The sequence below is a fragment of the Advenella incenata genome (genome assembly GCF_004217095.1).
GTDB classification, from domain to species: Bacteria; Pseudomonadota; Gammaproteobacteria; order Burkholderiales; family Burkholderiaceae_B; genus Advenella; species Advenella incenata.
In genome coordinates this window covers 740,134-759,395 of the sequence record NZ_SHKO01000001.1, presented here as the reverse complement: position 1 = coordinate 759,395, position 19,262 = coordinate 740,134, and the positions used below count along the sequence as shown (strand labels likewise).

21 protein-coding genes are annotated in these 19,262 nt (G+C 56.9%); 14 read left to right on the top strand and 7 right to left on the bottom strand.

Annotated features, from left to right (window positions below):
- Genes EV681_RS03470 through EV681_RS03460 form a run of 3 tightly spaced genes read left to right on the top strand, consistent with a single transcriptional unit; the run spans position 1 to position 2,192 of the window.
- The gene (locus tag EV681_RS03470; protein ID WP_165392927.1) at positions 1–492 is read left to right on the top strand and encodes a TlpA disulfide reductase family protein; all 492 of its coding nucleotides are present in this window, start codon (positions 1–3) and stop codon (positions 490–492) included.
- 22 nt (positions 493–514) lie between these two features.
- Positions 515–1,417, top strand: coding sequence for an acetylglutamate kinase (gene argB, locus EV681_RS03465; RefSeq protein WP_128395963.1), 903 nt, complete (start codon positions 515–517; stop codon positions 1,415–1,417).
- A 46-nt stretch (positions 1,418–1,463) separates the two neighbouring features.
- Positions 1,464–2,192, top strand: coding sequence for a pyrimidine 5'-nucleotidase (locus EV681_RS03460; RefSeq protein WP_128395962.1), 729 nt, complete (start codon positions 1,464–1,466; stop codon positions 2,190–2,192).
- Positions 2,193–2,243: 51 nt separating this feature from the next.
- Here EV681_RS03460 and EV681_RS03455 read toward each other — a convergent pair whose 3' ends face one another.
- From EV681_RS03455 to apaG, 4 genes are all read right to left on the bottom strand, one after another.
- Positions 2,244–3,005, bottom strand: coding sequence for a DsbC family protein (locus tag EV681_RS03455; protein ID WP_128395961.1), 762 nt, complete (start codon positions 3,003–3,005; stop codon positions 2,244–2,246).
- A 182-nt stretch (positions 3,006–3,187) separates the two neighbouring features.
- Positions 3,188–4,357, bottom strand: a complete 1,170-nt coding sequence (locus EV681_RS03450) for an FAD-dependent monooxygenase (RefSeq protein ID WP_128395960.1) — start codon at positions 4,355–4,357, stop codon at positions 3,188–3,190.
- Complete coding sequence (mltA, locus tag EV681_RS03445; protein ID WP_128395959.1) at positions 4,354–5,637, bottom strand: murein transglycosylase A; 1,284 nt, start codon at positions 5,635–5,637, stop codon at positions 4,354–4,356. Before mltA ends, EV681_RS03450 begins: the two co-directional genes overlap by 4 nt.
- A gap of 64 nt (positions 5,638–5,701) precedes the next feature.
- On the bottom strand, positions 5,702–6,073 hold the full coding sequence (gene apaG, locus EV681_RS03440; RefSeq protein ID WP_128395958.1) for a Co2+/Mg2+ efflux protein ApaG: 372 nt from the start codon (positions 6,071–6,073) through the stop codon (positions 5,702–5,704).
- Positions 6,074–6,167: 94 nt separating this feature from the next.
- On the opposite strand from apaG, the gene rpe reads away from it, so the two are divergent.
- The 7 genes from rpe to EV681_RS03405 all read left to right on the top strand — a co-directional run bounded on the left by rpe (position 6,168) and on the right by EV681_RS03405 (position 12,277).
- Positions 6,168–6,863, top strand: a complete 696-nt coding sequence (gene rpe, locus EV681_RS03435; protein ID WP_128395957.1) for a ribulose-phosphate 3-epimerase — start codon at positions 6,168–6,170, stop codon at positions 6,861–6,863.
- Positions 6,860–7,564 (top strand): phosphoglycolate phosphatase, encoded by a 705-nt coding sequence (locus tag EV681_RS03430; protein WP_128395956.1) that lies wholly within the window; start codon positions 6,860–6,862, stop codon positions 7,562–7,564. The genes rpe and EV681_RS03430 overlap by 4 nt, the downstream gene beginning before the upstream one ends.
- 227 nt (positions 7,565–7,791) lie before the next feature.
- The gene (gene trpE / locus EV681_RS03425) at positions 7,792–9,312 is read left to right on the top strand and encodes an anthranilate synthase component I (protein WP_128396124.1); all 1,521 of its coding nucleotides are present in this window, start codon (positions 7,792–7,794) and stop codon (positions 9,310–9,312) included.
- Between the two features lie 9 nt (positions 9,313–9,321).
- Positions 9,322–9,891 carry an anthranilate synthase component II gene (locus EV681_RS03420; RefSeq protein ID WP_128395955.1) on the top strand — a complete coding sequence of 190 codons (570 nt, stop codon included), beginning with the start codon at positions 9,322–9,324 and terminating at the stop codon, positions 9,889–9,891.
- The gene (gene trpD, locus EV681_RS03415) at positions 9,888–10,919 is read left to right on the top strand and encodes an anthranilate phosphoribosyltransferase (protein ID WP_128395954.1); all 1,032 of its coding nucleotides are present in this window, start codon (positions 9,888–9,890) and stop codon (positions 10,917–10,919) included. The genes EV681_RS03420 and trpD overlap by 4 nt, the downstream gene beginning before the upstream one ends.
- The gene (gene trpC, locus EV681_RS03410) at positions 10,916–11,710 is read left to right on the top strand and encodes an indole-3-glycerol phosphate synthase TrpC (RefSeq protein WP_128395953.1); all 795 of its coding nucleotides are present in this window, start codon (positions 10,916–10,918) and stop codon (positions 11,708–11,710) included. The genes trpD and trpC overlap by 4 nt, the downstream gene beginning before the upstream one ends.
- A 36-nt stretch (positions 11,711–11,746) precedes the next feature.
- Positions 11,747–12,277 (top strand): HIT family protein, encoded by a 531-nt coding sequence (locus EV681_RS03405; protein WP_130303284.1) that lies wholly within the window; start codon positions 11,747–11,749, stop codon positions 12,275–12,277.
- A gap of 272 nt (positions 12,278–12,549) precedes the next feature.
- Here the strand turns inward: EV681_RS03405 and EV681_RS03400 are convergent, their stop codons facing one another.
- Positions 12,550–12,783 (bottom strand): hypothetical protein, encoded by a 234-nt coding sequence (locus EV681_RS03400; protein WP_128395951.1) that lies wholly within the window; start codon positions 12,781–12,783, stop codon positions 12,550–12,552.
- A gap of 48 nt (positions 12,784–12,831) precedes the next feature.
- On the opposite strand from EV681_RS03400, the gene EV681_RS03395 reads away from it, so the two are divergent.
- The 3 genes from EV681_RS03395 to EV681_RS03385 all read left to right on the top strand — a co-directional run bounded on the left by EV681_RS03395 (position 12,832) and on the right by EV681_RS03385 (position 17,126).
- Positions 12,832–14,472: a DEAD/DEAH box helicase gene (locus EV681_RS03395; protein WP_128395950.1), complete on the top strand. Its 1,641-nt coding sequence runs from the start codon at positions 12,832–12,834 to the stop codon at positions 14,470–14,472.
- Between the two features lie 40 nt (positions 14,473–14,512).
- The gene (locus EV681_RS03390; RefSeq protein WP_128395949.1) at positions 14,513–15,769 is read left to right on the top strand and encodes a class I SAM-dependent methyltransferase; all 1,257 of its coding nucleotides are present in this window, start codon (positions 14,513–14,515) and stop codon (positions 15,767–15,769) included.
- Positions 15,770–16,151: 382 nt separating this feature from the next.
- Positions 16,152–17,126, top strand: coding sequence for a cation diffusion facilitator family transporter (locus EV681_RS03385; RefSeq protein ID WP_128395948.1), 975 nt, complete (start codon positions 16,152–16,154; stop codon positions 17,124–17,126).
- A 172-nt stretch (positions 17,127–17,298) separates the two neighbouring features.
- On the opposite strand, the gene EV681_RS03380 is transcribed toward EV681_RS03385, so the two are convergent.
- Positions 17,299–17,568 (bottom strand): hypothetical protein, encoded by a 270-nt coding sequence (locus tag EV681_RS03380; RefSeq protein ID WP_128395947.1) that lies wholly within the window; start codon positions 17,566–17,568, stop codon positions 17,299–17,301.
- Positions 17,569–17,866: 298 nt separating this feature from the next.
- Here EV681_RS03380 and EV681_RS03375 point away from each other — a divergent pair, with 298 nt between their 5' ends.
- On the top strand, positions 17,867–18,238 hold the full coding sequence (locus EV681_RS03375; protein WP_014749365.1) for a DUF4870 family protein: 372 nt from the start codon (positions 17,867–17,869) through the stop codon (positions 18,236–18,238).
- A gap of 83 nt (positions 18,239–18,321) precedes the next feature.
- Here EV681_RS03375 and EV681_RS03370 read toward each other — a convergent pair whose 3' ends face one another.
- Entirely contained in the window at positions 18,322–19,065 is a 744-nt protein-coding gene (locus EV681_RS03370) for a TIGR02444 family protein (RefSeq protein WP_128395946.1), read from the bottom strand.
- Positions 19,066–19,262 lie beyond the last annotated feature (197 nt).

The following is a 19,262-nucleotide window of genomic DNA, read 5'->3' as shown; positions in this document are numbered from 1 at the left end:
ATGAAAAAAATCGTTCTTCCTGCTGTACTAGCCGTGGCCGCCATAGCGGGCGGATTTATGATGACCTCATCCAAGGCTGCGCCCGATGTCACGTTTACCACGCTGGACGGGCGCCAGTTCCAGACCGCCGACCTCAAAGGCAAGGTGGTGCTGGTCAAATTCTGGGCTACCAGTTGCGTGACCTGTATCGCGCAAATGCCCGATACCATCGGCTACTACAATACCTATCACGACAAGGGCTATGAGACCGTTGCCGTGGCCATGGCCTACGATCCGCCCAATTTTGTGAAAAACTACACGGCTGACAAAAAGCTGCCGTTTACCGTTACCCTCGATAGCGATGGCAGCGCTGCCAAAGCATTTGACGATATCAAATTTACGCCGGTGGCATTCTTGCTGGATCGTCAGGGCAATATCGTTAAACGCTATATTGGCAATTACGATAAAAAAGATTTCATCAAAACGCTGGAAAATACTCTGGCACAAAACTAACTTTCAGCAAACGCGAGCTAGCATGTCTGACACCCCCCTGGATATCAACGCTGTTTCACCGGCAATCAAGGCCGACATTATTTCGGAGTCTTTGCCGTATATCCGGAAGTTCCACGGCAAGACCGTCGTGATCAAATACGGCGGCAACGCCATGATTGAAGAACGGCTGCAACGCAGTTTCGCCAGAGATGTCGTCTTGCTCAAGCTGATCGGCCTGAACCCGGTGGTGATTCACGGCGGCGGCCCGCAAATCGACAGCGCACTCAAGCGTCTTGGCAAGGAAGGCAACTTCATCCAGGGCATGCGTGTTACTGACGCCGACACCATGGAAGTGGTCGAGTGGGTACTGGGCGGCCAGGTCCAGCAGGATATCGTCATGATGATCAACGAGGCCGGCGGCAAGGCCGTGGGCCTCACCGGCAAAGATGGCGGACTGATCCAGGCTCGCAAGAAATTGATGCCCAACAAGGAAAATCCCGACGCGCCACTGGATATCGGTTTCGTAGGAGATATTTCCAGCATTGATCCGTCTGTGGTCAAGGCCCTGCAGGACGATCAGTTCATTCCCGTTATTTCCCCCATCGGTTACGATGCTGAAGAAGGCGACGTCTATAACATCAACGCCGATGTAGTCGCCGGCAAAATGGCCGAAGTCCTTCAGGCAGAGAAACTGCTGATGATGACCAACACCCCAGGCGTACTGGATAAATCGGGCCAGTTGTTGCGCAAGCTGTCGGCCAAGACCATTGATGAATTGTTTGCTGACGGCACCATCTCTGGCGGCATGCTGCCGAAAATCTCATCGGCCCTGGATGCCGCCCGCAACGGTGTGAATTCCGTGCATATCGTCGATGGCCGGGTTGCTCACTGCCTGTTGCTGGAAATCCTGACCGATAAGGGTGTCGGCACCATGATCACCTCATGATCACGTTTGCGGCGTTGTTACGCGTCGCAGGCGTTGCTGTTGCTGCATGATCTGCACCCCCCTTATCAAACCCCTGCAACCACTGGTTCGCCATACTCGCACACCGCGCGTATGGCTGTTCGATCTGGACAACACGCTGCACGACGCCTCGCACGCCATCTTCGGACACATCAACCAGAGTATGACGCGGGCCGTCATGCAATCGCTGGATATTGGCCAAGACGAGGCAACGGTTTTGCGCAAGACCTACTGGGCACGCTATGGCGCCACGCTGATCGGGATGGTGCGGCATCACAATGTGAAAGCGGCCGATTTCCTGCATTTGAGCCATGACTTTGACATTGCCGGCAACACCAAAATCGAAAAAAATCTGTCTGCCATGCTCAATGCAGTACCAGGCATCAAATATGTGGTCACGAATGCGCCCATGCATTACGCCAGAATCGTTCTGGACCGCCTGGATATACGTCACTGTTTCGCGGGCATCTGTTCCATCAACGAAATGTGCCTGCAGGGCCGGTTTCGGCCCAAACCTTCACCGGCGCTGATGCAGCAGCTGCTAGTGCAGTTGCAGTGTGAACCCACTCGCACCATTCTGGTCGAAGACACGCTAAAGAACCTGAAAACGGCCAAGCAGCTGCATATGAAAACCGTGCACATCTTTCATCGAGGCACGCCGTTCAGTTCCATGCAGCGCATGCGACCCGCCTATGTGGACCTGCGCGTCAACTCTGTACAGCAGCTGCTGACCCATCCATTTGCCCTGTCGGGCTGACGAGCACATTAACCGGCACGCGGCCGGCCTGCCAGGGCCGGCCGCAATAAATCACTTGCGATCCAGTTCCTGATTGAGCCTGGCGGCCGGTACATAACCGTTGACGCGGCTGCCGCTTTCAAAGAAGATGGCCGGCGTACCCTGGACAGCCAATTTCTGGCCCAAGGCGAGATTTTTCTCGATGGGTGTCTCGCAGGTGGCTGCAGGTGGTTCAATCCCCTTGTTCATCCAATCTGTCCATACGGTGGCCTGATCTTTGGCGCACCACACGTTATTGGCCTTGGTCACTGAATCGGGCGCCAGGATCGGAAACAGGAAGGTGTACACGGTGACGTTATCCAGCGTCGTCAGTTCCTTATGCAGTTTTTTACAATAGCCGCAGTTGGGATCTTCGAAGACGGCCATTTTGCGCGCGCCATTACCCTTGACCAGCTTGACTGCCTGGGCCAGTGGCAAGGTGGAAAAATCCACCTTGGAGATTTCTTCGATCCGTTCGGTGGTTACATCGCGTTTTGTTTTGGCGTCAACCAGATTGCCGGCCAGCACAAACTCGGCCTTTTCGTTGGTATACACGATATTGCCGCCCAGCTGCACTTCATACAGATTGGCATAATCGGTCGGCTGAACCCGGGTCACTTCAACATCGAACGCCTTTTTTACCGCGTCCCGAACGCTTTCCAGCTTTGCATTATCGGCTGTCTGAGCCAGCACTGGCGGCACGGTAAAGGCGCCCGCTACCAGCATCAGCAAGCCTGCCATCGCCGCCCGTCGGTACTGCTGTCCTGTGCGTGCTGTTATCCAATTCAATCCCATTACCTTACATCCTTTTACGACAGAAACCTATTGAGTGGCGTTGCCGCCAACGAAGCCTTGCACGAGACGTGAAAGGCGCTACTGTGGCCGGTGGCTGTCACCGGCACTGTTTTGTACTGACCTCGATCTTGCACAGGTTCCGGTACCGCGCTCCCGCTGCGATATCCCTTATTGCAAGACGATCACAACCCCGATGCCCCGGCAATCAGTTGCCGCTTGACCCAAGGCAGCTGCTGCACCAGATTCATGCCTGCATTGCGTAGAAACGGCAGCGCAGGCAGGTCCCGGGAAAACAGCTGGTACAGGCCATCGGTCGCCACACGCATGGCCATGACATCGGCCGCACGCGTGCGGGCATAACGCTCGAGCACACGCAGATCCCCATAGGACCGGAATGCCTCTTTTTCGTTCAATACTTGCGTGAGCGCCTTAACGTCGCCCAGCCCAAGATTGAGCCCCTGTCCGGCCAGCGGATGGACCCGATGCGCGGCATCGCCCACCAGCGCCACACCCTGGGCGGCCATTTGCGCCTTTTCCAGCGTCAAGGGAAAGCCATGCAGGCGTGCACGCGTCTTGAGCGTACCCAGGCAACCCTGCGCCACCTCATTGAGGGCCTCCGGCAGCGCACGGCCCAGCGTCGCCTCGTCCATTTGCAGGAACCGGTCGGCCGTTGCATCGTCGACCGACCAGACCAGTGATACCTGATGCCCTTCACTGGTATCGGGCATGGGCAGAAAAGCCAGCACATGATGATTGTTAAACCACTGGTACGCCGTGTTCATATGGGGCTTTTCGCAAGTCAGATGCGTGACCAGCCCCTGATCGCCATAGTCTTTTTTCTGGTGCGCCATTGCAGCAGCGCTGCGCAGCGGTGACCGGGCCCCGTCGGCACCAATAAACAACTGCGCCTGTAGCGTCACGCCACCTGCCGTAGTCACTTGCCCTGGCTGCCAGACCTGCATCGTATCGTCAATCCACGGCACTCCGTAAATGGTGAGCGCCTGGAACAGGGCGCGCTCAATTTCACCCGATTCGACAATCCATGCCAGATGGGATTTGGCCGCCTGCCAGGCATCCAGCACCACTTGCCCGTCACGATCGCCATTGACCTGCATGGCATCGACCGGCGTAATCCGTTCTTGCGGCATGGCATCCCAGATGCCCAGCGAGGCCAGCAATGCCTGGCTGGCTTCGGAGATGGCATAAACGCGAGGGTGATACTGCTCGCCCTGCATGGGCGCCGGTGCCCGCCTGGGTGCCAACACCGCCACATTCACGCCGGCCCGGGTCAGCGCCAGCGCGCTGGCCATTCCCGCAATACCGGCACCACAGACAATCACATCGTGTTTCATCGCGCCTCCGGAACTCCTGCGCTGCGCGGCCAGAGAATCCATACCCGGCCGGTCTGTTTCATACGACCAGCCAGCTCGCCCGCCGCATCACCCGATCCCCAGAAAAAGTCGGTTCGCGCCACCCCTTTGATGGCAGCCCCTGTGTCCTGTGCAAAGACAACACGTTGCATAGGCTGGGTCGAGTGGGGTCGGGTGGTTGCCAGATACAGCGGGCTGCCCAATGGCACATAATTGGGATCGACGGCCACTGACCGTTCCGCGACTAGCGGTATGCCATAGGCGCCCTTGGGACCGGCGGCATCATCAGACAGCGCCTCTTCACGGAAGAACACCATGGCCTGATTGGCGTTAAGCATTTCATCAACCCGATCCGGGTGGGCTTTGGCCCAGGCCTTGATATTTTGCATATTGGCCTGCGCCAGCGGCAATTCGCCCTTGTCGGCCAGCCACTTGCCGATCGAACTATAAGGACGGCCATTATGGTTGGCGTAGGCCAGGCGAATCGTTGTGCCATCTTCCAGCTGCACCCGACCCGATCCCTGCACCTGCAGGAAAAACGCCTCGACCGGGTCATTCAGCCAAACAATGACCGGCGGCTTGGTGTCGCGTTGGCCAATTTGTGCACGCGTGTCGTAGGGCACAATCGTCTTGCCCGAGAGCTTGCCGCGAATACGCTTGCCCGCCAGTTCAGGATATTGCTGGCCCAGATCGATGGTCAGAAGATCATCGGGAGCGGCATACATTGGCCACTGATACTCACCGTTCTGTGAACGCGAACCATGCACCACAGGCTCATAATAGCCCGTAACGGTATTGGTTGACTTGCCGTTCTCAGTCACCTGCCAGGGCTGCAGATGTTGCTCCAGGAAGGCCTTGACCGCGGTTGCGTCATTGCTGCGCGGATCAATACCCGACTGTGCCGCGGCCTGGCACACCGGCTGCCAGACAGCAGGGGCAGCACGCGCCGGCATGGCCTTGGAGCCGCTGACCGGACGCATCAGGCCACGACAATTATTGTAGAAAGTCAGCCATAAATGGCGGGCATCATCCGCATTCCAGCCGGGCAGCGATGACCAGGCCACCTGGCTATACTGGCCCGCCAGCGGCCGCGGTGGCGTAGGTGCAAAGGCCGACTGGTCCGGCACTGACAGAGGCGCAGTCATGGAGAACGACGACTCCGACGGCTGCATCCCCGCCTCCTGCGTCGAACAACTTGCCAACAGGACAAGCGCAGCCACGGCGGCAGGCAATAGCCTATTTGGTGCTTGCGGATTTTTCATATTTATTTATCCAGACAAATAATGGAAGACATAAGCCCAATGACATCGCAACAGTGGCGCACGATCAATGCAGCGTTCGCGGTAGCGTCAAGATGAATTCGGGAATGTCCACGTCAAACGGAACACCGTTTTCACCCACACAGTGGTAGCTGCCCTTCATGGTGCCAAAAGGGGTATTTAGCGGACACCCGCTGGTGTATTCGTACATATCGCCAGCAGCAATCAGGGGCTGCTCGCCGACAATGCCCAATCCCCGCACTTCCTGGGTTTTCTCGTCGCCATCGGTAATGACCCAGTGGCGGCTGATGACCTGCGCGGCTGCTGTACCGGTGTTGCGAATTCTCACAGTATAGGCAAAGACATATTGCGAGCGAGACGGGTCAGACTGTTCTTCGAGATAACGCGGTGTGACTTCCACAGTCATTGTATTTACCATTCGTGCCGGATCCTCGGAAAGCTAAACGTGTTTGTATGGAATAATAGAGCTTCATTGTACTTCGTGCGCCCCCTTACAGGAGAAAAACGCTGTCATGGAATTACAACCCGTTACCCGCATCGCCCCCAGTATTCTGTCAGCAGATTTTTCCCGACTCGGAGAAGAAGTCAGAAATGTGATCAGCGCCGGTGCCGACTGGATTCATTTTGATGTGATGGATAACCATTACGTACCCAATCTGACCATCGGGCCCATGGTGTGCAAGGCTATTCGCCCCTGTACGGATGCACCCATTGATGTGCACCTGATGTGTGAACCGGTAGATGACCTGATTCCGCAATTTGCCCAGGCCGGCGCCAACATCATCTCCTTTCATCCGGAAGCATCGCGTCATGTGGACCGGTCGCTTTCCCTGATCCGTGACAATGGCTGCAAGGCCGGGCTGGTGCTCAATCCGGCAACCCCGCTGTCGGTGCTCGATCATGTCATGGACCGCCTGGATCTGATCCTGCTCATGTCGGTTAACCCGGGTTTCGGCGGACAGTCATTCATTCCGTCTACGCTGGACAAACTGCGCGCCACCCGCCAGCGTATTGATGCCTGGCAGGAAAAAACCGGCAACACCATTCTGCTTGAAGTCGATGGCGGCGTCAAAACAGACAATATCGCGCAAATTTACGAAGCCGGCGCAGATACTTTCGTCGCTGGCTCAGCCATCTTCGGCCAGCAGGACTACGCTACAGTGATCGCGAACATGCGCGAACAAATTGCCGGAGTACGCCGCTCATGAGTATCCGCGCTGCACTACTCGACCTGGACGGCACCCTGGTCGACTCCATTCCCGACCTGGCCCAGGCAGCCAACGCCATGCGCATCAAACTGGGGCTGCCGCAACTGCACCAGGAGCTGATTGCCCAGTTTGTCGGCAAAGGCATCGACAACCTGGTGCGTCGCGCCATGACCGGCGGTGACGATGAAGCTGTTGTCCCGGCCGAAGCATTCATTGTTGCCCGCGAACATTTCGTTGACGCGTACCATCAGGTCAATGGCGATCGGGCCACGGTATTCGAAGGCGTGATCGACGGGCTCAAAGCCATGAAGGCTGCCGGTATTCGCCTGGCTGTTGTCACCAACAAGCCCACGGTATTTACCGAACAATTGCTGATTCAAACCGGGCTGCGTTCGTTTTTTGACGCAGTGGTATCGGGCGACACCTGCCCGACCCGCAAGCCGGATGCCGGCCCCGTGCTGCATGCCTGCTTCCTGCTGGAAGCGGCGCCAACAGACTGCGTTTTTATCGGCGACTCGATCAACGACGCCCAGGCGGCGCAAGCGGCCGGCATGCCGGTACTCATTGTTCCTTATGGTTACAACGAAGGAAACAGTGTACAAAACCTGAAAGTCAATGATATAGTAGAGACTATCGTCGAAGCGGCTCAGTGGATTGAACGCCACAACGCATCGGCAGACCAACCTGATTTATTAACGTAATGACTGCACACTCCCTTTATGCTCGCTCTGCTCTGGTTGCCATGTATTGGCGCTGGTGGCGTTCGTTTGCCGGGAGTGTCACTCAATAGACTGTTCCGGATGCCGCTTTTTTTCCGCATCCGAAAATTGTAGTCAGTACGCACAATACCCGGTAATCCCTTAAAACAGGACCGGGTATTTTTGTATCTGCCCGGTCATTCAGGAAAACACAAACAGAGACCGTCATGATGACTGAAATTGAATTTAATGCACTCGCAGCACAGGGTTTCAACCGCATCCCGATCATCAAGGAAACCTACGCCGATCTTGATACCACGCTTGGCATCTACCTGAAACTGGCCCACACCGGCAAAGAAGCCGGTCGCATGACTTGCCTGCTTGAATCGGTGGTCGGGGGCGAGCAGTTCGGCCGCTATTCCTTTATCGGCCTGCCAGCCAAAACAGTCATCCGTGCCACGGGCGATCTGACCGAAGTGTTGACCAACGGCCAAGTGACCGAAACCTATCGGGGCGACCCGCTGACCTTCATTCAGGAATTCAAAAAACGCATCAAGGTGGCCCTGCGCCCTGGCATCCCCCGCTTTGCCGGCGGCCTGGCGGGCTATTTCGGCTACGACACCATTCGCCACATCGAACCGTCCCTGGGCCCCAACGTCAAACCCTTTCCTCATGGCCAGAAGGAAGGCGTACCCGATATCATGCTGATGCAGGTCGATGAACTGGTCATTGTCGACAATGTGATCGGCCGCACCTACCTCATGATCTACGCCGATCCGAACGAGCCCGAAAGCTACAGCAAGGCCCAGAAACGACTGCTTGAACTGCGCGCCCGCCTGCGCCATCCGGTTGAAATTCCCTACAGCCTGCCCAGTCTGCAAACGACAGAAATCCGCGACTTCAAGAAAGAAGACTATTTGAAGGCTGTGCTCAAGGCCAAGGAATATATCGCCGCGGGCGATTTGATGCAGGTCCAGGTCGGACAGGTTATTGCCAAGCCATTCCGGGATTCGCCATTATCCCTATACCGCGCCCTGCGCTCCCTGAACCCCTCCCCCTACATGTATTTCTGGAACTTCGGCGACTTTCATGTCGTGGGTTCATCACCGGAAATCCTGGTACGCCAGGAAACTTTCACTGAAAACGCCGAAGAGAAAACGGCCATCACCATCCGTCCGCTGGCCGGCACGCGCAAGCGCGGCGAAACACCGGAAGAAGATGCCGCGCTGGCCGATGAATTGCGCGCCGATCCCAAGGAAATCGCCGAACACGTCATGCTGATTGACCTGGCTCGCAACGATGTGGGCCGTGTGGCCGAAACCGGCTCGGTGCAAGTGAGCGACCAGATGGCCATTGAACGCTATTCACACGTGATGCATCTGGTATCGAACGTCAAGGGTATCCTCAAGCCTGGCATGGATGCCATCGATGTGCTGCGCGCCAGCTTTCCCGCAGGCACCCTTACCGGTGCGCCCAAAGTGCGCGCCATGGAACTGATCGATGAACTGGAACCCGTGCGACGCGGCATCTATGGCGGCGCCGCCGGCTATCTGAGTTACAACGGCACAATGGATGTGGCCATCGCGATCCGCACTGGCGTCATCAAAAACGGCATGCTCTATGTGCAGGCCGCAGCCGGCATCGTGGCCGATTCCGACCCTGAAAAAGAATGGCAGGAAACCGAGGCCAAGGCCCGCGCGGTGCTGCGCGCCGCCGAACAGGTGCAATACGGTCTGGATCAACCCATCTGAGGAACTGTCATGCTGCTCATGCTCGATAATTACGATTCGTTTACCTACAATCTGGTGCAATATTTTGGCGAACTGGGCCTGGACGTCCATGTGGTACGTAACGACCAGATGACAGTCGCACAAATTGCCGCGCTCAACCCCGAACGGCTTTGTGTCTCGCCCGGCCCCTGCTCGCCTGCCCAGGCCGGTGTATCGGTTGAACTGATCCAACACTTCGCAGGAAAGATTCCGGTCCTGGGCGTGTGCCTGGGACACCAGTCCATCGGCGCCGCATTCGGCGGTAAAATCATCCGTGCCAAGCAGATCATGCACGGCAAGACTTCGGAAATTACCCATGATGGATCAGTACTGTTTCGCGACATTCCTTCACCCCATACCGTGACCCGCTACCATTCACTGGCCATCGAACGCGATTCATTGCCCGCCTGCCTGCGCATTACGGCAGAAACCGCCGATGGGGAAATCATGGCGGTGGAGCATACCAGCCTGCCCGTTTATGGCGTACAGTACCATCCTGAATCCATTCTCAGCGAACACGGCCATGCCCTGTTGCAAAACTTTCTGGACATTGAACCATGAGCATTTCCTACACAGATGCCCTGACGCGCTGTATTGAACACCGAGAAATCTTTCATGACGAAATGCTGTACCTGATGCGCCAGCTGATGCGCGGCGAAGTGCCGCCGCCCATTGCCAGCGCCCTGCTCATGGGATTGCGCGTCAAAAAAGAGACCATCGGCGAAATTACCGCAGCCGCCACCGTCATGCGCGAATTTGCCACGCCGGTCAGCATCAGCGACCCCGATAATCTGCTGGATATGTGCGGCACCGGCGGAGATGCGAGCCATACCTTCAATATTTCCACCACCGCCATGTTCGTGGCGGCAGCCGGCGGGGTGCGCATTGCCAAGCATGGCAACCGCAGCTCGTCTTCCTCGTCGGGCAGCGCCGATGTCCTGGAAGCGCTGGGCATCAATGTCATGCTCTCGCCAGAACAGGTTGCCGAATGCGTGGAACAAACCGGCATCGGCTTCATGTTCGCGCCGGCGCATCATGGCAGCATGAAAAACGTCGCCGAGATACGCAAAATGCTGGCCGTACGCACCATATTCAATATCCTGGGGCCCCTGACCAACCCGGCCAAAGCCGGCAACCAGCTCATGGGGGTTTTTCACCCGGATCTGGTCGGCATCCAGGTGCGTGTACTACAGCAACTGGGCTCCAAGCACGTGCTGATCGTGCACGGCAAGGACAATCTGGACGAAGCCTCGCTGGGCGCAGCTACACTGGTGGGCGAGCTCAAGGACGGCAAAGTCAGCGAATACGAGATTCATCCGGAAGACTTCGGCATGCAGATGGTCTCCATTCGCAATATTACGGTCAGTAACAAAGAAGAGTCACGTGATCTGGTCATGAGCGCACTGAACAATGAAGCGGGTACAGCCCGCGATATCGTCGTGCTCAATGCCGGTCTGGCACTCTACGCAGGCAATCAGGCCGCCACCATGCAGGATGGGATCAATAAAGCACGCGAACTGATCCAATCCGGGGCTGCACGTGATAAATTAGAGACATTCCGTGCCTATACCAGGAAGCTCACGACATGAACGATATTCTTGAACAGATTCTCAGCGTAAAAAAAGAAGAAGTCGCCATGCAGCGCCAGTTTCGCAGCGAAGCAGATCTGCTGCGCGAAGCTCAGGCGCGCAAGGATGTTCGCGGTTTTGCCAATGCGCTGCGCGAAAAAATCAGACAGAAAAAAACAGCTGTCATCGCAGAAGTCAAAAAAGCGTCGCCATCAAAGGGCGTGATCCGGCCCAATTTCAACCCCGCCGAAATCGCCCACACCTATGCCGCACATGGCGCGACCTGCCTGTCGGTACTGACCGACGTGCAGTTTTTCCAGGGGTCCAGCGATTACCTGCGCCAGGCGCGCGCCGCCTGCCCGCTACCGGTTCTACGCAAAGACTTCATGATCGACCCGTACCAGATCATCAATGCCCGTGCACTGGGTGCCGACTGCATCCTGCTGATCGTCGCCGCTTTGCCGCCCGACCAGCTCAAGGAAATGGAAGCGGTTGCGCAGGAACTGGACATGGATGTCCTGATCGAAGTGCACGACCGAGCCGAACTGGATATCGCCCTGGAGATGAAATCGTCTCTGATCGGCATCAATAACCGCAATCTGCGAACCTTCGAGACCACGCTGCAGACCACGCTGGACCTGCTCCCGCATATTCCCGAGGGTCGCTTTGTCATTACCGAAAGCGGCATCCACTCGTCCGAAGACGTACGCAGCATGCATGAAAATGGTGTCTATGGGTTTCTGATCGGCGAAGCGTTCATGCGGGAAACCGATCCAGGCATCACACTTGAATCATTTATCGTGAATCATTGATTCACCTATACGATTTTTTTTGGGAGAACCGCAGCAGTGACCGCGCCTACTGAGTGCCCGTTGTGTCATGGCGATGGCGGAGCCGTGCTGTTTCGCAACGCATTCCTGCGCGTCATCGATGCGCAGGAGGCCGATTACCCGGCATTTACGCGAGTGATCCTCAATCGCCATGCACAGGAAATGACCGACCTGAATCAGGCCGAGCGTAGCGGCCTGATGAGCGCCGTGTATCTCGTAGAAGCCCTGCAAAGGCGCCATTTTCAGCCCGATAAAATCAATCTGGCGCAATTGGGCAATATGGTTCCCCATGTGCACTGGCACATCATTGCCCGCTTTGCCGACGATAAACATTTTCCCAACCCGATCTGGGGCATGCCGCGCGAGGCGGCAGATGCGCCAGACGGCAGCCATGAGACCGCCCGCAGAAACGCGCATATCCGGCAGCTGCTGCCCGCCTACCACCAGGACATCACGCAATCGTTTACCGCCCTGTTTGATGAAGTGGCAGGTACAGTGCCAGAGCAGACCCGCTTTGAGCAAACCCTGCAACGCATCACGGATGGATGAACCTGACGGCGCCCGGGCCCGCAAAGCCCTTAGCCTGTGACGATCTGCGCCGGCGCTGCGACTGTGTGACTAAAACGATAGTGCCGAATACGTGGTTTTACCGTATACACAACACGGCGGTATGGATATTGCAATAATAATGCTTGCATTCTAGGGAAAACACTTATATAATCATTTTCTTTGCAGCAAATTCTCTTTATTTTTGCTGCCTGGCTTATTAATCAAAAGCCGTCATCGCTCCTACCTCCAGACCCGCATGCGTATTTCCTCTGTCATGCAACGGTTGATCCGGTCGGCTCGATGCTCCGATCAACGATTCGTCTGGCTATTTTCCCATTCGTTTGTTCATCCTGATCAGTAAAGTGCAGATGTGCATTGTGCATATCAGCAAGACTTTGCTGCGTGACAGAATTGTCGTTTTGTCCTGTTTGCCGATGGCCTGCCCATCGTGCGGCCTGGGGTTGCTTATGCAATCGTCCAGCATCACAACCGGAATCAACGGCCATCTGCGCTCCTGATGAACAGGCTTGCCTGACACCTACTTAGGATTACAAATGTCATTTGATTCTCTGGGTCTATCACCCATTCTTCTTGCTGCCCTGAACAAGGCCGGCTTCACTCAGCCCACTCCTGTGCAAACCGAAGCGATCCCCAAAGCCCTCGAAGGCAAGGATCTGATCGTCTCTGCACAAACTGGCAGCGGCAAAACCGCGGCATTCATGCTGCCCTCTTTGCACCGTATTGCCGGCATGCCTGGCAACAAAGGCGTGGGCGTACAAGTATTGGTCCTGACGCCAACCCGCGAACTGGCCCTGCAGGTTGCAGAAGCCACCAAATCATACGGCGTTGGCATTGACGATCTGCGTATCGCCACTGTAGTGGGCGGCATGCCTTACGGCGCACAGATTAAAGCGCTGTCGCGTCGTGTTGACGTGCTGGTTGCCACCCCCGGTCGTCTTATTGACCACCTGAACGCACGTCGCGTCAATCTGTCACGCGTTCACACGCTGGTGCTGGACGAAGCCGACCGCATGCTGGATATGGGCTTCATCGAAGACATCGAAAGCATTGTTGCGCAAACACCAGGTGATCGTCAGACACTGATGTTCTCTGCCACGTTCGAAGGCACTGTTGCCCGTCTGGCCGCTGACATGCTGAACAATCCGCTGCGTATCGATATCGCCGGACAGAAACAGAAACACGCCAATATTACCCAAACCCTGCTTTACGCAGATGACAGCGGCCACAAACTGCGCCTGCTGGGTCACCTGCTGCGTGATGCTTCCATGGATCAGGCCATTGTCTTTACTTCTACCAAACGGGGCGCCGATGCACTGGCCGAACGCCTGGAAGATGAAGGTTTTGCCGCTTCTGCCCTGCATGGCGATATGAATCAGCGTCAGCGTACACGCACACTGGGTATGCTGCAAAAAGGTCGCCTGCGCGTGCTGGTTGCAACCGATGTTGCCGCCCGCGGTATTGACGTGCAAGGCATCAGCCATGCCATCAACTTCGACCTGCCCATGCAGGCTGAAGACTACGTTCACCGTATCGGTCGTACCGGCCGTGCCGGTCGCAACGGTCAGGCATTTACACTGGCCACCCATGGCGAACGTCATAAAATCCGCCGTATCGAACAATTCACCGGCCAGCCTATGCCTGCCGAAGTGATTGCTGGCCTGGAGCCGGTCAAGTCCGCCGAGAGTGGTCGCGGTGCTGGCGGCGGTAAGGGTCGTGGCGGCAAGCCAAATAGTTCACGCCAGGGTCGCCCAGGTGGCGGTTCGCGCGAAAAAGATCAAGCCCGCACCGGTTTTGGTCATCGCAAAGGCGGCAGCGCACCTTCTTACGGCGCCCGTGAAGATTCACGTTCTGCCGAAGGCCGTTCCGAGCGCGCTCGTCCGGCACGCTCTTATGACGCACCTCGTGAATCGCTGATTGACCGTGCAGCCACTTCGCTGTCACGCAATCCGTTTTCATCTGATCGTCCGCGTACCGAAAAAAGCGGTTTTGTCAAAGCCGACGCAGCACCGGCACCACGCAAGCCACGCACCGAGTTCGCTCCTGCACCGGCCCGCAAGCCTCGCCCAAGCACCCGTTCCGACGGTGGCTTCGGTGGCGATCGTCCCGCACGTTCAGACAAGCCCGCTTTTGCTCGCAGCAAAAAGAAACCGAGTTCATCACGCACCTGGGCGTAAGCCTTTATAATGATCTTTCCCGAAGTAACGTTGGAAAGATATGCGTGCAGACCCAACTGGCCCTGCGCTGCCCCAAATCCAGGAAGCAGCGCAGCGCTATAGCGAAAACGCCCGGCACAAGCTTGCCGGGCTTATTCATGAAGCCGGCCCCCAGGGGCTGTCCTTCGCGCGCTGGATGCATGCAGCGCTGTACGACCCTCAAACCGGCTATTATGCCGGTGCCCCCCTCAAATTCGGCGATACAGCCGCTGCCGCAGGCACCGCACTGCAAGGCGACTTTGTCACGGCACCGGAACTGACACCGTGGTTTGGCCGCAGCCTGGCCAGGCAAATCAGCCCCATCCTCACCCATATCGGCACCCCTCATATTCTGGAATTTGGCGCCGGCTCGGGCGCGCTTGCCGAGCATATATTGCAGGCCCTGCTGCCCGAATTTCCCCAGCTACAATATTACATTCTTGATATTTCACCCGACCTGACGCAACGGCAACGACAACGGCTTGCCCCTTTCGGGGACAGTGTGCAATGGCTGCACAGCCTGCCATCGGGCTTTACCGGCTGCGTCATTGCCAATGAAGTGCTCGATGCAATGCCCGTCTCGCTGTTCGAATGGGGCGAGGATGGCAATGTCTATGAGCTGCACGTCATAAACAAACCAAGTGAAGCATCAGCGGCCGCGGACCCGCAAGCAGATCCGCATGTAGACGCGGATACCCAGGCCCCATCACATTTTGACTTTCTGCGCGTTCCTGCCAGCGCCCTGCTGGAGCAGGCAGTACGGGCGCGCATGCCTGCACTGCCCGGCTATCGATCCGAAATAAACCTGCAAGGCGAATCCTGGGTATCGGGCCTGGGACAGTGGCTGGATCAAGGCATCGCCCTGCTGATCGACTATGGCTTTCCTCAGCACGAGTACTATCACCCACAACGCAACCAGGGCACGCTCATGTGCCATTTGCTGCATCATGCGCACAGTCAGGTGCTGCATTTTCCCGGAATCCAGGACATTACCGCGCACGTAGACTTTACCGCCATGGCCGATGCAGCGCTGGCCGCAGACCTGGAAGTGCTCGGCTACACCTCGCAGGCCCGCTTTCTGCTCAACTGCGGACTGCTGCAGATGCTAAGCGACCTGGATCCCGACGACACGGCACGCTACGCACGCGAAATCGGCCCCGTGCAAAAACTGCTGTCAGAAGCCGAAATGGGAGAACTGTTCAAGGTGCTGGCCATCGGCAAAAATGTGGATATGGATCTGACCGGATTTGCCACGGGTGATCGCCGCCATCGCCTCTGAACGCATGTGAACGCACGGCACTGTCCTGTGGTTAGCGGACAGACGCCATGACCCGGGGAGGCGGCGCGGGTGCGCCATTGGACCTGCTGGAGGATCAGATCGTGTGAACTGTCGGGACGGATGTGTTTGGCCGAACAACCGCTGCCTTGGCGGCGCCAGCGCACGACAGATGAGCAACAAGAGTGGCGTTGGCAACGCAAGCGCGCCTCGCCTGGTAGCACGAGTGCAGCGCCACCTGGCACGCCAGGGATGACCCTTTCCCGGTCCGGGCTGAATTGGCATCAATGGTATAAAGTGTGTTGGTGGCAAATCGTCCTGCCATTGCGACAGCAAACCGAAACTGCGCAGCGGAAAAATGCGCGATACACAGGGGGGACACCCAATGACCCGAAGCACGCCGCAAACGGATCACGCATCGAATATGGTCATTTATATTGCCCTGGCGGGCAATATTCTGGTGGCCATCAGCAAATTTATCGCTGCCGCCATTACTGGCAGTTCGGCCATGCTCAGCGAGGGTGTGCACTCGGTGGTCGACTGCACCAATGAAATCCTGCTGCTGTACGGTGTCCATCGCAGCCGCAACCGGCCTGACAAAGATCACCCGATCGGCTATGGCCGCGAAGTCTACTTCTGGAGTTTCGTTGTCGGCCTGCTGATTCTGACCTTCGGCGCCGGTGTCTCGGTCTATGAGGGCATCATCCACATCCGCGAACCGCACCCGATCGAATCACCTCATGTCACCTACATCGTTCTGGCATTAGCTTTCCTGTTCGAAGGCTTCTCCTGGCTCTTTACCCTGAGAAAATTCAGGGGCAATCGCCCTTACTCCGAGCTGTTCCGCATGATCGTCCATAGCAAAGACCCACCTACATTCATCGTATTGCTGGAGGATTCGGCGGCCCTGCTGGGGCTGCTCATCGCCTTTGCCGGCGTCTACCTGTCTGTGGCGCTGGATAATCCGGCGCTCGATGGCGTTGCATCGATATTGATCGGCCTTACCCTGGCGCTGACTGCACTGCTGGTGGCGCGTGAAACCAAGGGGTTACTGATAGGCGAAGCTGCCGGCGCCGACATTCGCGATTCTATCGTAACGCTGGCCGAAAGCACTGCCGGCGTAGCACGCGTCAATGGATTGATCACGGTGCAGACAGCGCCGCAGCAGATCACGGTTGCAATGAGCCTGGAATTTGCCGATGAGCTGCGCGTGCCGGAACTGGAAGCGATCGTCATTGCACTTGAGAGCAAGATCCGCAAGGCCCACCCAGAGGTTGCAACGCTGTTTATCAAGCCTCAATCGCACGAACAGTATGAAAGACACAAGCCGGAAGATGACCCCGGTTATATCGAACCCTGACCAGCCGGCTATGACTACTGGGGGAGCCACCCGCCCTTTTTTTCGGGTGAGTCGGCTGGCAGGCGCATGCCATGAAAGCGTGCGCCGGGTACAAAACATGGAACTTTGCACGGATTTGCGCCGGCAGTGCAAAAGATAGTCGGATGCTACGCCTCAGGTAACAGCTTAGCCGTCAGCCCTTGAGCGCCTGTTCCAGCAATTGCCCGATAATGTCGTTGGTGCTTTTGTCCTGCTGTACAGCGCGCTCACGAATCTGGTCGATCACATCCTGCCTGAGTTTGACCGGAAAAGAGACCAGCCCCTGGGCCTGGTCCAGTTTGCGCTGAGCACGGCGATCAAGCGCGGCATCGGCAGCGCCGCCGAATTGACCCGGCACACCTTCCTGTTTCATTTTTCCCACTGTTTTTTGCGCTTTGGCTTTTTCAAGGTCGAATTTTTTCATTGTTATAGTCCATATAGTAGGAAGGATAAGAGATAGGGCGATGCCAGAATAGACTCAATCGCCCCTGATCCGAGTAACTCTGGCAAAAGGGGCATATTGCAGCACACGCCGCGCGAGTCTACAGTATCCACTGCCTGGAAGCAAACACTTCGTTGCCAAATACCAGTCTGCTACATTTTTACACGAATGCAATATCGGTTTATTAAACTGGCAATCTATATTAAAGTGGTTATTACTTAAAGTTTACAGTGGCTAGACTTAAAGTGGCTATGACGACTGAACCCAAGGGGATACTGCAATGAACGAAGAAACCAGCCAGAGCCAGACACCGGTTCCCGCGCCGGATAACGCCGCCCGCAATTTCACCTGGATTACCTATGCAATGTACGCATTGGGGCTATTTACCGGGCTGTTTTCAGTGGTGGGCGTCATCATGGCCTACGCCAAACGGGGCGAGTTCGCCAATACGGTCTATGCCGACCATATGCAATACCTGATTCGTACGTTCTGGATCGGTCTGATCGGCGCGATTGCAGGCTTTTTGCTGATGATCATCCTGATCGGCTGGATCGTGCTTATCGCGGTTACCGTATGGTACATCTATCGCATCGTCATGGGCGCCATTCGCCTGAACGATGGTCAGGGCGTATCCACCACATCCTGGTTCTGATCCCAATCGCCAGACCTTCTTGCTGCAGCAAGGATATAACGACAATACTGTTATTCTTGCAGCAGCAGGTGCCCGCGTCACCTTCAGGCTGATGCAAACACAGCCACGGCAGCCAGCACGACCTGGTGCGCATGTTGCAACGCCAGCCACGGGTCCGCCGCAGTGTGCTCGTCGGCCACAAGTCCCGCCGCGCCTCTTTTGACAGCAGCAGACTGCGCTACCCCATCATTCTGTGCCTCATAGTGAGCAACCACCCTTACGGCAGTCTGCTCCAGTACGGCCAGTTGCCGGGCGTTCTCTGCCGTATCGGCCAGCACTGCTTGCGAGCCGTGTGTTGCAGAAAACCCTTCTTGCGTGACAGCGTCGGACCACACATCGTCCGGTGCCTGCGACACCACCATCTTCTCCTGAACCACAGCGCCATGCGCTGCTGCAGTGTTCGCCTGCGTCTGCTCCCTCACCCATCGCGCCAGCACCTCCTGCTCCATGCGCTCGGCATCCAGTTCCAGACGCTTGATGTCTTGCCTTAACACATCTGTCATTGCATCGGGCGCCGGCAAAGGTCCGCTCTTGAGCCGCCCGCGCAACTGACGCAAGGGGATAACAATCTCGTGCCGCCACGCACGGATCCTGCCATCGGCATCGGCAATCTGCTCTGCCGTAGGTGCATCACCCCACTGCCTGGCCGCCCACAACATCAGCAACAGGACATTAACATCCAGTCCCAGCCTGTGTTGCAGCGCGAGACAGTGCTCGGCCACGCCATCACGGGTATAAACGGCCAGCGAAAACTGCCAATGATCCGCTGCGCTTTTATCCTGATCCATTTGTGCTCCCTGTTGCCTGCCACGCCTGCCCGAAATACCAACTGGCCTGCATACCAGTTACCCATACCGCCGGGCTTGCGCCGTCCTGTTAACCACAAACCGCCGGCCCGCGTCGCTTTGAGCCCCTGCGGGTATAATACCCCTTCAAGCCGGGGGTTTTGCCCCGGCAAGGCTGCCAATATCAGCCAGCCCATTCA